This window comes from Flavobacterium cyanobacteriorum (assembly GCF_002251835.1).
Taxonomy (GTDB): Bacteria; Bacteroidota; Bacteroidia; order Flavobacteriales; family Flavobacteriaceae; genus Flavobacterium; species Flavobacterium cyanobacteriorum.
Window position 1 is genome coordinate 1 of sequence record NZ_NOXV01000271.1, and the last position, 15316, is coordinate 15316.

Annotated in this window: 13 protein-coding genes; 7 read left to right on the forward strand and 6 right to left on the reverse strand. The window is 41.5% G+C overall.

Annotation, left to right across the window (positions count from 1 at the left end):
• The 3 genes from CHU92_RS09705 to CHU92_RS09715 form a co-directional block, all read left to right on the forward strand.
• A partial coding sequence (locus tag CHU92_RS09705; protein WP_207759830.1) for a gliding motility-associated C-terminal domain-containing protein occupies positions 1-566 on the forward strand: 566 nt, incomplete at its 5' end.
• A 2-nt stretch (positions 567-568) separates the two neighbouring features.
• Positions 569-1486, forward strand: a complete 918-nt coding sequence (locus tag CHU92_RS09710; protein ID WP_094415044.1) for a PorP/SprF family type IX secretion system membrane protein — start codon at positions 569-571, stop codon at positions 1484-1486.
• Between the two features lie 18 nt (positions 1487-1504).
• Entirely contained in the window at positions 1505-3439 is a 1935-nt protein-coding gene (locus CHU92_RS09715; protein WP_165764628.1) for an OmpA family protein, read from the forward strand.
• Between the two features lie 226 nt (positions 3440-3665).
• On the opposite strand, the gene CHU92_RS09720 is transcribed toward CHU92_RS09715, so the two are convergent.
• Complete coding sequence (locus CHU92_RS09720) at positions 3666-4544, reverse strand: hypothetical protein (RefSeq protein WP_094415049.1); 879 nt, start codon at positions 4542-4544, stop codon at positions 3666-3668.
• A 141-nt stretch (positions 4545-4685) separates the two neighbouring features.
• Here CHU92_RS09720 and CHU92_RS09725 point away from each other — a divergent pair, with 141 nt between their 5' ends.
• Positions 4686-5216, forward strand: coding sequence for a transposase (locus CHU92_RS09725; protein ID WP_243389583.1), 531 nt, complete (start codon positions 4686-4688; stop codon positions 5214-5216).
• A gap of 34 nt (positions 5217-5250) precedes the next feature.
• Here CHU92_RS09725 and CHU92_RS09730 read toward each other — a convergent pair whose 3' ends face one another.
• Both CHU92_RS09730 and CHU92_RS09735 read right to left on the reverse strand, forming a co-directional pair.
• Positions 5251-6090 (reverse strand): ferritin-like domain-containing protein, encoded by an 840-nt coding sequence (locus CHU92_RS09730; protein WP_094415051.1) that lies wholly within the window; start codon positions 6088-6090, stop codon positions 5251-5253.
• A 21-nt stretch (positions 6091-6111) separates the two neighbouring features.
• Positions 6112-6867, reverse strand: coding sequence for a ferritin-like domain-containing protein (locus tag CHU92_RS09735; protein WP_094415053.1), 756 nt, complete (start codon positions 6865-6867; stop codon positions 6112-6114).
• 214 nt (positions 6868-7081) lie between these two features.
• Between CHU92_RS09735 and CHU92_RS09740 the strand changes: the two genes are divergently transcribed.
• Entirely contained in the window at positions 7082-8107 is a 1026-nt protein-coding gene (locus CHU92_RS09740; protein WP_094415056.1) for a LacI family DNA-binding transcriptional regulator, read from the forward strand.
• Between the two features lie 442 nt (positions 8108-8549).
• On the opposite strand, the gene CHU92_RS09745 is transcribed toward CHU92_RS09740, so the two are convergent.
• Together CHU92_RS09745 and polA are read right to left on the reverse strand one after the other, a co-directional pair.
• On the reverse strand, positions 8550-9869 hold the full coding sequence (locus tag CHU92_RS09745) for a serine hydrolase domain-containing protein (protein ID WP_094415058.1): 1320 nt from the start codon (positions 9867-9869) through the stop codon (positions 8550-8552).
• Positions 9870-10090: 221 nt separating this feature from the next.
• Positions 10091-12919 carry a DNA polymerase I gene (gene polA, locus CHU92_RS09750; RefSeq protein WP_094415060.1) on the reverse strand — a complete coding sequence of 943 codons (2829 nt, stop codon included), beginning with the start codon at positions 12917-12919 and terminating at the stop codon, positions 10091-10093.
• A gap of 147 nt (positions 12920-13066) precedes the next feature.
• Here polA and CHU92_RS09755 point away from each other — a divergent pair, with 147 nt between their 5' ends.
• Together CHU92_RS09755 and CHU92_RS09760 are read left to right on the forward strand one after the other, a co-directional pair.
• Positions 13067-14296, forward strand: a complete 1230-nt coding sequence (locus tag CHU92_RS09755) for a metallophosphoesterase (protein ID WP_094415062.1) — start codon at positions 13067-13069, stop codon at positions 14294-14296.
• Positions 14297-14371: 75 nt separating this feature from the next.
• Positions 14372-14668, forward strand: a complete 297-nt coding sequence (locus CHU92_RS09760) for a thioredoxin family protein (protein ID WP_094415064.1) — start codon at positions 14372-14374, stop codon at positions 14666-14668.
• Here the strand turns inward: CHU92_RS09760 and CHU92_RS09765 are convergent.
• A complete protein-coding gene (locus CHU92_RS09765; protein WP_094415066.1) occupies positions 14665-15309 on the reverse strand; it encodes a polysaccharide deacetylase family protein in 645 nt (214 codons plus the stop codon). The two genes, CHU92_RS09760 and CHU92_RS09765, sit on opposite strands and share 4 nt — an antisense overlap.
• Positions 15310-15316 lie beyond the last annotated feature (7 nt).

Genomic DNA, 15316 nt, shown 5'->3' on the forward strand with positions numbered 1-15316 from the left:
CTACCTTCAATACCGTGAGCTGCGCCTGGGAGGTGAGTGGCACCCAGACATTGAATAATATTGAAGTTTCTCAATGTAATATGCGAGCCGGTACATATGAAGTAACATGTTATAATAATAGTAACGCAACCATGACAACTAACGGAGGGTACATACACGACATGGGTAATAACCAGTGGAAAATTACTGATATACCAACAGGTACAGCATTAATTATTAACATGGATTTTGGTGATAGTTGTTACAGTACTTTTAGAATTGACAGCCCGATTTGTCCATGTGAGGTCAAAGTATATAATTTATTCTCTCCGAATGGTGATGGTATAAATGACCATTTTGAAATTGAATGTATAGAAAATTATCCAAATAATACTTTAGAGGTTTATTCAAGGCATGGATTGTTAGTTTACAAAAAGCAAGGCTACTTAAACGAATGGAATGGTGAATCTATGGGAAGAATGACAGTAGACTCAGGAAGGACTGTACCAACAGGAACATATTATTATATATTAGATTTAGGAAACGGAAGTAAACCCATAGTAGGTTGGCTGTATGTAAATCAATAATTATGAAAAACAATCTATTACAATTGCTGATTTATCTTGTAGTAATCACTACATGTAATTCGCTTTATTCACAGCAAGAGTCCTTATATACACAATATATGTATAATACTTTGAGTTTTAATTCTGCGTATGCCGGGAGCAGGGAAAACCCTAGTTTTCTACTTCTGCACCGTACACAGTGGGTAGGGATTGACGGCGCACCGCAGACTCAGAATTTTTCATTTCATACGCCTTTGAGAAATCAGATGATGGGCTTGGGCCTGGTCGTTGTGAACGACCGGCTTGGCCCTTCCAATGAAACTAATGTAAATGCTAATTATTCTTATTCTATATACCTTAACAGTGAAGTAAAACTTTCCTTTGGCATTAGTGCGGGTGTACAAAACCTTAACGTAGACTGGTCAAAAGGGACATTTAATAACCAGATAGATCCGGTATTTCAACAAAACATCAATATATTTAAGCCTACTGTTGGCGCGGGTACTTTTCTTTACACAGACAACTATTATGTGGGGATATCTGTGCCAAATTTTTTAACAACAAAATATTTTGATGATGTGCAATCTTCCAATGCAACAAAAAGGGCACAATATTATGTAATAGGGGGATATGTTTTTGACTTGAGCCCGGATGTTAAATTTAAACCTGCTACCCTGACTAAAATAATTTCAGGAGCGCCGGTTGCTATTGATTTATCGACTAATTTCCTGTTTTACGATAAGTTTACACTTGGCATTGCGGCGAGTTTTGATAATTCACTAAGTATATTGACCGGTTACCAAATCACTCCTAATATATTACTCGGGTATTCATACGATTATAATACTAATAATCTTGGAAACTATAACAACGGTTCCCATGAGGTATTTTTAAGGATTGAATTAGCTAAAATAAAATATATATCACCCAGGTTCTTTTAAGCTATAAATATGCAGAAAATGAAAAATTTATATTATACATTTCTAACATTAGTGATATTGGGTAATGTTCATTCGCAGAATTCACAGCTTAACAGGGCGCGCTCTGAATATGAGCAACTGTATTATGTGAAGTCCAGCGATATATTTCTTAAAGTAGCCGAAAAAGGGTTTAAGTCGCAAGAGCTTTTTGAAAAGCTCGGGAATGCTTTGTATTTCAACAATAAAATGGAAGAGGCAAATAAATGGTATGGAGAATTACTTAATTTATATGCCGCAACGGTAGAACCCGAATACCTGTACCGGTATGCTATGACTTTTAAATTCATGGGAAACTATACTGAAGCTAATGCGTGGCTTGATAAATTTGAAGCATTAAAAAAAGAGGATCTGCGTATTAAATCGTATAAAGAAGGTTCTTTTGATTTTAAAAAAGAAGATAAAGATATTACCTTAATAAATCTTCCTGTAAATACGCAATATTCTGACTTTGGAAGTTCGGTTCATAAGAATACTTTATATTACTCCTCACCATCTGTTAAGGAGTCGGCAAAGGAATACTCATGGAATGAGCAAAAATTCCTTGATATTTTTTCTGTTAGTATCAAAGAAATCAAAGTAGGAGAGATTTTACTAGGCAAGCCAAAAGGATATTTTACTGATATCAATTCAAAGTTTCACGAGTCTAATATAACTTATTTTAATGACACCCTGGTATATTTTACCAGGAACAATTATTACAATAACAAAAGACATAAAGATTCCAAACGGACAAACCAACTCACAATTTTGAAAGCCAGTGTCAGGGATACCGTGAATATAAAGCCTCTACCCATAGCAATTGATAACAAAGAATATACCATAGCACACGCTGTATTCAACGCACAAAAGTCAAGGATGTACTTTTCTTCTGATCTTTCCGGTAGGGGAAAATCAGACTTATTTTATGTTGCTTTAGACAAAAATGGTGAAATTACAGGTATACCCGTAAATCTGGGTGTAAAAATAAATACCGAAGGAAAAGAATGTTTCCCTTATGTATCAGAAGAGGGAGATCTCTATTTTTCATCAGACGGGCACTATGGGTTTGGAGGGTTAGACATATACCGGGTAGCGCTTTTTGACAAGAAAGTCAATTCTGCTGCTGCGGAAACTATAGTTGTAGAAAATCTGGGCAAACCGTTTAACAGTGCATCTGATGATTTTGCTTTTATTACCTTAGAAAATGGTAATTTAGGTTTTTTATCATCGAATCGTAAGGGTGGAAAAGGGGATGATGACATTTACTTTTATTCAAGGAAATGTTCGGCCACACTTTCCGGTCTTGTAGTAGACAAACAAACACAGGAAATAATCCCGGAAGCTACTGTAAACGTTTTTGTAGACGGGGTTTTGACACAAAGTTTAACATCTGATAAACTCGGACAGTTTACTTATCCTGTAGAATGTAATTCAAAATATCTTTTTAAAGGCGAAAAAGAGAAATACCTTCCTGATGAGAAAAATCTTGTGACCGGCACTCAATCTTTATCTTATGATGTAAAACTTGAGTTAGAGCAGGATATAAAACCATTCAGATTAGGTGACGACGTTAATCAGATATTAGACCTTGGTATCATTTATTTTGATTTTGATAAAGATGACATAAGGCCGGATGCAGCGGTAGAACTACAGAAAGTAATTGAATTCCTGAAAACTTACCCTGATTTTAAAATCACCGTAAATTCACATACGGATTCCAGGGGTTCTTCAGCTTATAATTTAAAATTATCGAGACGCAGAAACGCTTCTACAATTAAATATATTATTGAAGTCGGCGGAATAGACCCTTCCCGTATTGACGGTAATGGTTATGGCGAATCTATGCTCCTGAACCATTGCTCTGACGGGGTTAAATGTACTGATGCTGAACACCAGGTGAACCGCCGGTCTGAATTTATTATAAACAAGCCATAGGCACTGTAGCGCCATGTTGTAATAAAAATTTGATTTTTAAAAATAAGAAAACCCCAAAGAATCAGAAGATTTTTTGGGGTTTATCTACTGGCGGAGAAAGAGGGATTCGAACCTTTATATTTTTTGCAGTATTTACAACACTTTTCAGCTACAGCTACATAGCAGGGTAACTAATAAGGTAACTCAAGAAGTTGATAATAGAACTTATTACAAAAATAGTAAATCTCTACAATAGATCGTTATCCTTCATAATAGGAATAAGATCACGAAAACAATTTTGACCATCATCTTCATTATCCCAGTAACTTGAATGTGCTTTTAATGCATGTAATGTAAAAAACTGTGTTATAACATTCATATTTGCATTTGTCACTTCGTATTGAATATTGATTGGTTTAATAGTATTTGACTGAAAAGAATATTCTGCAGGGCCTTCGTCATTTTGTTTTCGAAAATTTGAACCCAATGCATCTGCAAGTGAATAAATATTTATCCATTTTATATTATCGTTCAGTATTATGTTTCTGCCTGTTAGGAATTTAGGAAAATATACTTTGATAAATTCCATAGGGCACCCAATTGTGATCAATCCTCTCAGATGCTTATGTAATCGTGTAGTCGGCTTAAGGCCAAAGGGAAAAATATAATCCAGGCATATTAGCGTTCCAAAACTATAGCTATGAAAATATATTTCACTGTTGTCACCCTCTTCTTCAACGATTTTTTCTACTAAAATATCCATTTGACCATGAATCTTTTGTTTGTTCCTGCCTCTTTCAAGATAATTTGAAGCACTTACAAACTCACAAGCAAGAGAAATAATAGAATTATTTATAGCAGGAAAGATCAAAATTATTAATGCTGTGAAATTTATAATTATTTTGAGAGCCTTCTCTAAAGTTTCATAATTCAATCTGTCTTCAAGTAACCCTTTAAGCCATTGGTCCTGATTAACGACATTTAGCAAAACCGCAATTGCAGTTGGAAGTAAGAACAATATACCCAAGGAAATAATAAAAAAGATCAAAAATAAATAGAATGTCTGGCCCCTAAATCTTGGCTGATAACCAATGTCTTTACCAGCATAAAATAGTCTATAAAACATAAGGGGACACTATCCCAAAAAGTGTGTAAGTTTAAAAATAACGGGGTTTGACTTTTTATTTAAAGTTGAACCCTTTTTTCAAATATAGTTAAGAACTGATTGAGGATTAATCCCCAGTTTTGGATTGGCATTGACCATTTTTTGGTTGCTTCTCTCANATTTATAGATGCTTTTGTCAACAGTATCGACTTAGAGAAAATAGGATTTACCCCCAGAGTATTAAAAACCGAAGGTCGCCCGAGTTTTGATACCAAGGTATTTTTAAAAATCTATTTATATGGTTATTTAAACGGTATTCGTTCCTCGAGACGATTAGAAAAAGAGTGTCTTCGCAATATTGAATTGCAATGGCTTTTAGAGACTATTTGCCCTAATTATCATAGCATTGTCGACTTTAGAGGAGACAACCCAAAAGCACTAAAACAACTCTTCAAACTGTTTGTTAGTTTTTTAAAAGACGCCGAATTAATTGCGGGCGAAACCATCGCAATTGATGGTACAAAATCCAGAGCACACAACGGAAAGAAATCCAACTTTAACCAAAAGAAAATAGATAAACACTTAGCGTATATCGAAGCCAAAACCCAAGAATACCTCACGGCATTAGACCAAAACGACACCAAAAAAAACAGCATTAACTCTGGTTCAATATATCAACAAATTTATCTTTGATAGNATAGAAAATATAAGGATATTGGATGTGCGGTTATGGTACAATGAACAGGCTTGCTATAGTTGTTGCCTCAGTGCCTGAAAGCGGCTCGTCAAAAGATTCTGCACCTGCGGCCGAAGGTATGGCAGGGCCGTTGGTAGCAGTTACTGATGCAGTATTGAAACCTGCCTGGTTAGTATTGCCCTCACCATTATAAACTGCCTGTGTTTGCGATGGTAGCGTACCCCTGCTGTCACCCGTAACCCAGCCTTTAATATTGTCAAGCCCCAGCCTGTCTCTCAGCCTTCTTACCTGCGTTGCGTGCCTTGCCTCTACAGAGTGTATCTGCAGCGCGGCCTCAAGCAGTGCCGGCTGTGTTATAAGGTTTCCTGCCTGGCCTTTGTAGGCGCGTACACCGGTATCTTCAAATGCCTGTGCCAGCGCAAGGAATGTCTGGTAGTTGGTAAAGGTGTCAAAAGCCCCGTTTACGGTAAAATCAAATTCCGGCTTTTCAATAACATTAGCGCCCAGTGCGCTCCTCAGCAGCTGCACATGCGCATTTTCATGCAGGGCAATCTGCTCAAATACAGCCCTGTCGGCGGCAGGTATAAGGTTGTTCATGGCCAGTGCCATTTCATAAAAGTCATCTTCAAGATACTCCAGCGTTAGGGCCAGCTGCAGCGCCTGTGTAGGTGTTTCGGCTGTGGCTGCAAAAGCGGTGGTTGCGGCATTGGCTTTCTGTCCTGATGCAAATGTCAGCAGTCCGAGGGGCAAAGCTGACATGGCACCATTTGTGCCAAGAGCTTTAAACTGGTTGAAGCTCTCTCTTCTTGAGCCTTTACTGTTCAGTAGTTTTTCATCAGTAAAAGATTCTATAAATTTTAATATGTTCATGATTTCTCTGGTTTAAGTTGATTATGGTAAAAACTGTGCGGTAAACTGGGTTTGTACAACATCAAGCGCAGCTACTTCGCTGATGATCTGCGAAGGCCTTCTGGCCACATCAAGCCCCGTATCGGTTGTTACTACATCGTTCCCTGCGAAATCGGCTGAACCGGGGTTTAGTAAGTCGCGTATAGCCGAGGCATGCCTGGCCTCAACCGATACTATCTTTCCGGCAATAAGCAGGTAGTTTACATCGCTGATATACCTTCCGGCACCGTTGTATGCGGCTACCCCGGTATCTTCAAGGGTTTTGGCGGTTTGTAGTACAGTAAGGCGGTTGCCAAAGTTAAGGCTGCCATAATCAAACTCAAGGTTAGGCAGCAGGCGTGCAGTATCGCCGTTCAGCGCACCACTGATAGCCGCCCTGAAAAACTCACGGTGCACAACCTCATGGTTGTATAGGTCAACCAGTATTTCCTGCTCTTCAGCGCTGAATACTGATGTAAAGTTATTGTTGTTAACCACCCTTGTGTAAAAATCAGCTTCAAGCTGTTCCAGCGCATAAGCATAAGTAAGTATGCCAAGGTCGCCGCCACCCAGGTCAAAAACACCGTTCCTTACGCCCGGCAGCTGGTTGTCGGCAGCCATTCCGCCGGCATCATCGTCATCACTGCAGCCGGCAAGCAACAGCCCGGTGCCGGCAAGTGCAAGGCCGCTGATTTTCAGAAAGCTTCTCCTGTCCTGTAAACCGGACTTCACTTCCTTAACGTTCACTCTGTTTTTCATAATATAAAATGTTTAGTTAATAACTGGTGTAGAGTGTGGTTGTTATTTTTCTTACATTACATACGTCAGGTTTTGCCGGTTGGTTTTTTGCAGGGATGCAGTTACCGTATATTTAACTATTGTTTATGATTTGTCCGGGCAGCGCATGCCTGTTCAGGCAGTACTGTAGCAGCATTAGGATTTTTTTTGTTTCTTTACATTTATTTACCTGTACATGAAATCAAAAGCTACCTTAAAGCAAATAGCCAAAGAACTTAATGTTTCGATATCAACTGTTTCGAAAGCGCTTAGCAACAGCCCCGAAATAAGTGAGCCTACCAAAAAGAGGGTGCAGGAATTTGCCCGGCTGAAGAATTATAAACCCAACAACCTGGCCGTTAACCTGAAGAACAAACGTTCAAGGACTATTGGTGTAATTATACCAAATATCCTTAATCCTTTCTTTGCCAAAGTTTTCAGCGGTATTGAAAAGGCTGCCAACGAAAAAGGTTATAATGTAATTACCTGTATCTCTAACGAATCGCTTGATAAAGAGATCCATGCAATGGATATGCTGAGCAACGGTACTATTGACGGGTTTATATTATCTGTTTCAGAAGAAACTCAGAAGAAGCAAAGTTTTAAGCATTTTAAGGAAGCCATTGCTGAAAATCTTCCCATCGTAATGTTTGACCGCATTTCAGATGAGGTAAACTGCGACAAGGTTATTGTGGATGATTTTGATTCAGCAGTACACGGGGTTAACCACCTTATACGGTCGGGCTGCAAAAATATCGCGCTGCTTTCTGCAATTGATAACCTAAGTGTAGGGAGGCTGCGCGCCGAAGGGTATATAAAAGCCCTCAAGGATAATGGTTATCCCATAGACGAAAGCATTATTATACGCACCGAAAAACCGGAGGATTTTGACAGTAAAGCAGAAAGCCTGTTTAATAAAAATATTGACGGGGTGTTTGCTGTTGACGAACACGCCTCTGTCATGGCCCACAAAACAGCTATAAAAAAAGGTATAAAAATACCTGACGAACTGTCAATAATCGGGTTTGCTGACGGGGTATGGTCACGCAGGCTTACGCCAAGCCTGTCAACCATCAGCCAGCATGGGCCTGAAATAGGCGAGGCGGCAGCCAATATGCTTATCAGCAGGCTGGCAGCCAAACCGGGCGATGAAGCGCCCCAGTATGAAACACGGGTAGTAAAAACCGAGCTAAGGCAACGGGAATCGACTAAAAAATTATAATGTAAAAGCCTCAGCTGAGGCTTTTTTGCTACATGTCATTTAGCGTATAGAATAACAAAGTTGAAAAGTCTTAAGTATTTGAACTATTACTATTACAGTAATGGCAGCACTTTAATTTGATTTTTTTTTATCAAGTTCTGGTGTACGGAGTAACTTAGCCATAAAGTTTACCGTGCCTTGGTGTTTATGTATTGTCCATGTAATAATTATTCCCGCTGTTACACCTATAGCCAAGACAGTTATAGCTACAAAAATGCCTGCTCCAAAAGTTTAATAAACATAGATTAATCCGCTAATTACAGCAGAAACAAGTACAGGAGACAAAAAAATCCTTATCCCGGCAAGGATTTCAAAAAAACCATCAAGTATTTTCATAAATATAAATTTATGATTATTTAATTAAACATAATCAGTTCATTATGTTATTAATATCCCTTTTAACTTACTTCTCCCTGGTAAACTCCATCACCATGCCGCCCTGCTTCAGGGTAAAGCCGTTTTGCCTGAATGTCATTTTTATAGCCGCAGGGTCAAAGCTGAACTCGGTATCGCTTAGCGGGTTTAAAGGGAAGGAGCCCTGCCCTGTAGCCTGCGCCATGAGCTTTCCGTCAGTGTATTTTATATCAACTTTTAAAGGTATGGATGGCGACGCGTAAGTACCCTCATAGCTTTTAAGTAGGGCAGGGTCAACAGTTGCTGTTTTAAGGTTAGGAAAGATATAAGGCAGTTTGTAATAGATGCTCAGCACTCCTATAAATACATCATTGGTGTCATAGTTATCCCCATTTTGTATCAGCGAAAAACTTACGTCCTCTTTAGGATAGTAGCCCAGTACAGAGCTGAAGGCTTCAATGCCACCGTTGTGGCCCAGCAGCTTCCTTTCGCCAAAGGGAAACTGCAGTATACCTTTGCCATAGCCGGCATCAAGTTTTGTCATTTCTTCCAGAGATGCCTTGCTGATTATCTTGCCGTCAAATAGCGCCTTAATAAACTTAGTAAGGTCAGCCGGGGTTGATTGCAGCGCCCCCGCAGCCCCCGCAACCGACTCGTCCCATTCATCCTGTTTTACCCAGCGGGTGCCGTCAAACTTATAAGAGTAGGCTTCATCGCGTTTAGGGTTTACAGCAGTGTAGTAATAGGTATCCTTAAGCCCTGCCTTTTTAGCTACGCGTGTGGCTACATTATCTTTATACGGCTTTTTGGTAATATCTTCAATAATGTAACCTAAAAGCAGGTAATTAGAGTTGCTGTAATCTGCCCGGCTGCCGGGTTCAAAATCAGGTTCCATGGCATAAAGCTTTGCAAGCATGGCTTCCTTTGTTTGGGGGGTAGTGAGCAAATTGCCGAAATCAGCATCATTGGTATAATTATGTATGCCGCTCTTATGCTGCAACAGCTGGCCTATGGTTATATTATCGGCATTTTTTACCTGCGGGTAAAATTTTGAGAGCTTTGTGTCTAAAGTCAGCTTTTTTTCTTCGATGAGCTGGAAAATGATAGCCGATGTAAACATTTTGGTGATAGACCCAATCTTGTATTTTGTATTAACATTAGCTTTAGTATTGCTTTCAGCATCGGCATAACCATAGGCTTTTTCAAAAACTATCCTGTCTTTTTCACGTATTGCAAGCGACCCCATGAACTTATTGTTCGCTGTAAAATAATTCATGAGGCTGTCCATCTTACGCAAACGGGCATCGCCCTGCGCAGAAACCCCCAGGCCGGTAGTAATGGCTACTATCCCGATAAAAAGTTTTTTCATGGTGCACAATTTGTTGTATTGCTATAAAAAATGTTTTTTCCCTATTTTTTAGGAGCAGCCGGCTACCGCTTCTTTGGCAGCCCTGTCCTGCTGTCCACTCTATCTCCCCGCCGCCATAAGCGCGGGGGCGGGGAGGATGCCGCTCCCATCAGGGCTAAGAAAGTGATGGGCAGGGCGCTTTTGCCATCATCGGTCGCCCAAAAAATTCCAAACCCCATTACTCAATGCGCCTCCAGCCAGTTACGGCCTGTACCCATATCAACTTCAAGCGGCACTTCAAGCGGAAAAGCATTTTCCATTTCGTGCTTTATCATTGGCTTTATACGTTCCAGCTCGCTGTTGTGCACATCAAAAACAAGTTCGTCATGCACCTGCAGCAGCATCTTGCTCTTCCAGTTTTCGCTTTGCAGCCTTTTATGGATGTTTATCATCGCAATTTTTATAATGTCGGCAGCGCTTCCCTGTATCGGGGCATTCACGGCATTCCGCTCGGCAGCACCTCGCACCACCACGTTTTGCGAATTGATATCCTTCAGGTACCTGCGGCGCCCCGAAATTGTTTGTACAAAACCTTTTTCGCGTGCTGTCTCCACCTGCTCCTGTATATAGTCCCTTAGCCTTGGGTAAGTTTTATAATAAGCATCAATAAGATCCTTGGATTCTGAACGGCTGAGCGACGTCTGGTTGCTGAGGCCAAACGCGGAAACACCGTAAATAATACCAAAGTTTACTGTTTTGGCATTGCTGCGCTGCTCCCGGCTCACAGCTTCCAGCGGGACATTAAACACCTTTGCGGCAGTAGCGGCGTGGATGTCTTCCCCCATAAGGAACGAGCGCACCATTTCCTGGTCCCCGCTCAGTGCTGCAATTATGCGCAGTTCTATCTGCGAGTAATCCGCAGAAAGTATGGTATGATCCTCATCGCGGGCTATAAATGCTTTACGTATCTGCCTGCCCCTCTCAGTTCGTATCGGTATGTTCTGCAGGTTAGGATTGTTAGAGCTTAAACGGCCTGTCGCAGCTACCGTCTGCATATAATCAGTATGCACACGGCCGGTTTTGGCTTTAACTTCTTTCGGCAGCGCTTCCACATACGTATTCTGCAGCTTTACCAGTTGCCTCCATTCCAGTATATCCTGCACTATAGGGTTGGTAAGCGCAAGGTAGCTCAGTACTTCTTCACCTGTGGCATACTGGCCAGTCTTGGTTTTCTTTTGTTTGTTACCGCCTATCTTCAGCTTGTCGAACAATATTTCGCCCAGCTGCTTCGGCGACCCGAGGTTAAAGCTTTCACCGGCGGCTTCATAAATACATTGCTCCAGCCTCTTTATATCGGCAGCAAGGTCCGCCGAAAGCTCTTTCAGGTATTCCACATCAAGCCTTATCCCTTCCTGTTCCATAGCCGCCAGCACCGGCATAAGCGGCACTTCTATATCATCAAACAGTTTGCGGGTGCCGGTCCGCTCCAGTTCAGGGGCAAACACTTCCTTAAGTTGCAGCGTTATATCGGCATCCTCAACCGCATATTCCTTCACGTCTTCCACAGGTACCTCACGCATGGTTTTCTGGCCCTTGCCTTTTTTGCCAATGAGCGCCTCAATGGGCTTTGGCGAATATTTCAGGTACGTTTCGGCAAGTATGTCCATACCATGCCTCATATCCGGGTTAATGAGGTAATGTGCCAGCATGGTGTCAAAAAATTTGCCCTTTACGGTAATGCCGTAGTTTGCAAGCACCTCAAGGTCATATTTCAGGTTCTGGCCTACTTTTTCTATGTTCTCATCTTCAAAAAACGGGCGGAACTTATCTACAATTGCCTGTGCTTCTTCCCTGTTTTCAGGAATGGGCACGTAAAAGCCCTTGCCTTTTTCCCATGAGAACGAAAGGCCTACAAGGTCGGCAGTAAGTGCGCATATATCTGTAGTCTCCGTATCAAAGCTCACGCTGGCCTGCTTTAGCAGGTCACGCAGCAAAAAGCTGATAGCCATGTTGCCTTCTACCGTCTGGTAGTGGTGGTCGGTATTGTCAAGGTTGTTGTAATAGCTTGCCGGATGTTCTTCCGGTTCGGCAGGATATTCTGCATTAAAAAGGTCATACTGCTGCTGGCTTTTTATGATGGTTTTGGTAGGGGGCAGCCCCTGTGCAGTTACATCATCGTACTCTTCGCCATGCCCAAACAGTTTACCGAACTGTTCCGCCATCCGGCGGAATTCCAGGTCATGGAAAAGCGCCTCCACCTTTTCAAAATCGGGTTTAGTCAGCTCGTAATCCTGCTCATTAAAGGTAACGTTGCAATCCGTAATTATCGTAGCCAGTTTTTTAGACATCAGCCCCTTTTCGGCATTGGCAGCAATATTTTCGCCCAGTTTGCCTTTTATTTCATGTGCATGGGCCAGCAGGTTCTCCATGGTACCATATTCTTTCAGCAGCTTTTTTGCTGTTTTTTCGCCCACACCGGGCAGTCCGGGTATGTTATCCACGGCATCGCCCATCATGCCCAGGTAGTCAATAACCTGCTCCGGCCTTTCAATCTCAAAACGTTCCAGCACTTCGGGTACACCCCAAATTTCAATGCCGTTGCCCATCCTGGCAGGGCGGTACATAAATATATTTTCGCTGACCAGCTGCGCAAAATCCTTATCAGGCGTAACCATAAACACTTGGTATCCCTGTTTTTCGGCCTGTTTCGCCACAGTGCCTATCAGGTCGTCAGCCTCGCATCCTGCTTCTTCTATGATAGGGATGTGCATAGCGCGCAGTATATCATGTATATAAGGTATGGCTATCACAATTGCCTCGGGCGTGGCACTCCTGTTGCCTTTATACTCGGTGTACATTTCTGTGCGTACCGTGCTTCCTTCCTTATCAAATGCTACAGCAAGGTGGTCGGGCCGCTCGCGTTTGATTACATCGAGCAGCGAATTCATAAACCCGAAAATGGCTGAAGTATCGAGCCCTTTGGAATTAATCCTCGGGTTCTTTATAAAGGCATAGTAGCCACGGAATATAAGTGCATAAGCATCGAGCAGGAAAAGTCGTTTTTGGGACATGTAAAAATTATTTGCCTGTAAAAATAATCAAACGTTAGCAGAAACAATAATGCTCTTTAATCGTTTACCAGATTGATGCATGTTAAATTTCGGTGCCGCTTTATTTTTAGCACCTCGTTTATTTGTTAATTTGTAAAAAAAATCTTTATGATCCGCTGGATACTGTTTATACTTTTTGTTGTACTTATAGAAGTTTACGCCTTTCAGTCAGTGCGTACCGTTACCAAACTAAAATGGGCCCAGTACGGCTATCTCGCATTATCAGCAATTATCCTGCTGTATATAATTTATTCCTTTACACAGTTTGACCGCAGTGTAGGGCAAACAAAACAAACGCTTTTTACCATGGGCCTGCTCTTAATAACGTACCTCCCCAAGATACTACTTACTGTTGTGCTTTTAGGAGAAGATATTGTGAGGGTGATATGCGGTGGCATAAGGGCTTTTATGGGCGACAGTCAGCAGCCTTTCCTGCCTGACAGGCGCCGTTTCGTAAGCCTTACAGCCATGGGTATAGCGGCAATTCCGTTTCTTTCTTTGCTTTATGGAATGACCAAAGGGAAATATAATTTCAGGGTGATAAAGCAAACGCTGTTTTTCCCTGACCTGCCTGAAAATTTTGACGGGGTAACCATTACCCAGATAAGCGATGTGCACAGCGGTAGTTTCGATAATAAGGAAAAGATAGAATATGCTGTTGACCTTGTTAATCAGCAGGAATCAGACATTATCCTCTTTACCGGTGATATTGTAAACACCCATGCCGAAGAGCTGCACCCGTGGATTGATACCTTCAGGCGGATTGAGACACCTGCCTTAGGGAAATATTCTGTTTTAGGCAATCACGATTATGGTGAATATGTTACGTGGCGTTCTGAAAAAGAAAAGCAGGACAATTTTGATGCTATAAAAGACTTACACAGGCAAATTGGCTTCAAGCTAATGCTCAATGAACATATAAAGCTGAAGCGTGGTACTGATGAGATAGCCCTTGTTGGGGTAGAAAACTGGGGTAAAGGCTTTAAGCAGGCCGGTGACCTAAAAAAAGCATCGGAAGGGTTAGGAGAAAAGGATTTTAAGATACTGATGAGCCACGACCCATCGCATTGGGAATATGAGGTTAAAAATAATAACAACAATTACCACCTTACCCTTAGCGGGCATACGCACGGTTTGCAGTTTGGTATTGAAATTCCGGGAGTTATAAAATGGAGCCCTGTGCAGTATGTATATAAGCAATGGGCCGGGCTGTATGAAAACCTGGGGAGATACCTATATGTTAACCGGGGTTTTGGATTCCATGCATATCCCGGGCGTGTAGGAATATGGCCTGAAATAACCGTACTTACTTTAAAAAAAGGTGAAAAAGTGTCATAATTTTGTAAAAATGTTATATTTGTATTACATTATTTAGTAGAAACAGCTTTTGAATAGGTTTAAAAATTCAATTTTATGTCAAAATTTGGCGAGTTAATCAATTCCAGTGTGCCTGTGCTTATTGATTTTTATACAGAATGGAACGAGCCTTCCGTATCAATGCACCCTGTTATAAGGGATGTTGCCGCAGCCCTGGGCGACAAAGCAAAGGTCATAAAAATTGATGTTGATAAAAACCAGGAACTGGCTGATGCCCTTCGTATTAAAGGCCTGCCTACGTTAATGATTTACAAAGATGGCCAAATGGTATGGAGGCAGAGCGGCGAGCTTGATGCCAATACTATTATCGGGCTTGTGCAGGAGCAGATTTAAGGTATCGCCATAAACCGGTAGCCTTTCCCTTTTAAATATTCAAGCGCTTTTGGCAGCGCATATTCCAGGTTTGGAAATGCCTTTACACTATCATGAAAAATGATTACGCTTCCTTCGCGCGTATTCCCTATCACGTTTTCAAGGCATTTTTCAGGTGTAATTGCCGTATCAAAATCCGCACTCAACACATCCCACATAACAATCCTGTAGCCGTTTCTTCGCAGCGCTTCCGCCTGCGCCTTCCCGATCTTCCCATACGGCGGGCGGAACAATTTAGTAAAAGCTGTGCCTGCGCCCTGCACTTCTATGGCTTTTTCAGCAGCAAAGGTATCTTCAAGGTAAGTTTCAGCGGACGTTTTCCAGCCATTCAGGTGGTTGTAGGTATGGTTGGCAACCGTATGTCCGGCGGCTACCACTTTATTAAAGATGTCAGGATGCTTATCAATATTGCTGCCAATGCAAAAAAAAGTAGCCTTTGCATCAAATTGTTGCAGGACATCAAGTACCCATTCGGTAACGCCGGGTGTTGGCCCGTCATCAAAGGTGAGGTACACTTTTTTATCATCATTGGGCAGGTCCCAAACGTAACCGCTAAAGAACTTTTTTACCAGCCATCCTGTTTTTACCCAGTACATTTTCATTAGCAAT

Excerpts from the sequence above, each read along its gene's own strand:
- CHU92_RS09720 (WP_094415049.1), bottom strand. The coding sequence starts at position 4,544 with ATGTTTTATAGACTATTTTATGCTGGTAAAGACATTGGTTATCAGCCA.
- CHU92_RS09745 (WP_094415058.1), bottom strand. The coding sequence starts at position 9,869 with ATGAAAAAACTTTTTATCGGGATAGTAGCCATTACTACCGGCCTGGGG.
- CHU92_RS09735 (WP_094415053.1), bottom strand. The coding sequence starts at position 6,867 with ATGAAAAACAGAGTGAACGTTAAGGAAGTGAAGTCCGGTTTACAGGAC.
- CHU92_RS09740 (WP_094415056.1), top strand. The coding sequence starts at position 7,082 with ATGAAATCAAAAGCTACCTTAAAGCAAATAGCCAAAGAACTTAATGTT.
- CHU92_RS09715 (WP_165764628.1), top strand. The coding sequence starts at position 1,505 with ATGAAAAATTTATATTATACATTTCTAACATTAGTGATATTGGGTAAT.
- polA (WP_094415060.1), bottom strand. The coding sequence starts at position 12,919 with ATGTCCCAAAAACGACTTTTCCTGCTCGATGCTTATGCACTTATATTC.
- CHU92_RS09760 (WP_094415064.1), top strand. The coding sequence starts at position 14,372 with ATGTCAAAATTTGGCGAGTTAATCAATTCCAGTGTGCCTGTGCTTATT.
- CHU92_RS09755 (WP_094415062.1), top strand. The coding sequence starts at position 13,067 with ATGATCCGCTGGATACTGTTTATACTTTTTGTTGTACTTATAGAAGTT.
- CHU92_RS09765 (WP_094415066.1), bottom strand. The coding sequence starts at position 15,309 with ATGAAAATGTACTGGGTAAAAACAGGATGGCTGGTAAAAAAGTTCTTT.
- CHU92_RS09710 (WP_094415044.1), top strand. The coding sequence starts at position 569 with ATGAAAAACAATCTATTACAATTGCTGATTTATCTTGTAGTAATCACT.
- CHU92_RS09730 (WP_094415051.1), bottom strand. The coding sequence starts at position 6,090 with ATGAACATATTAAAATTTATAGAATCTTTTACTGATGAAAAACTACTG.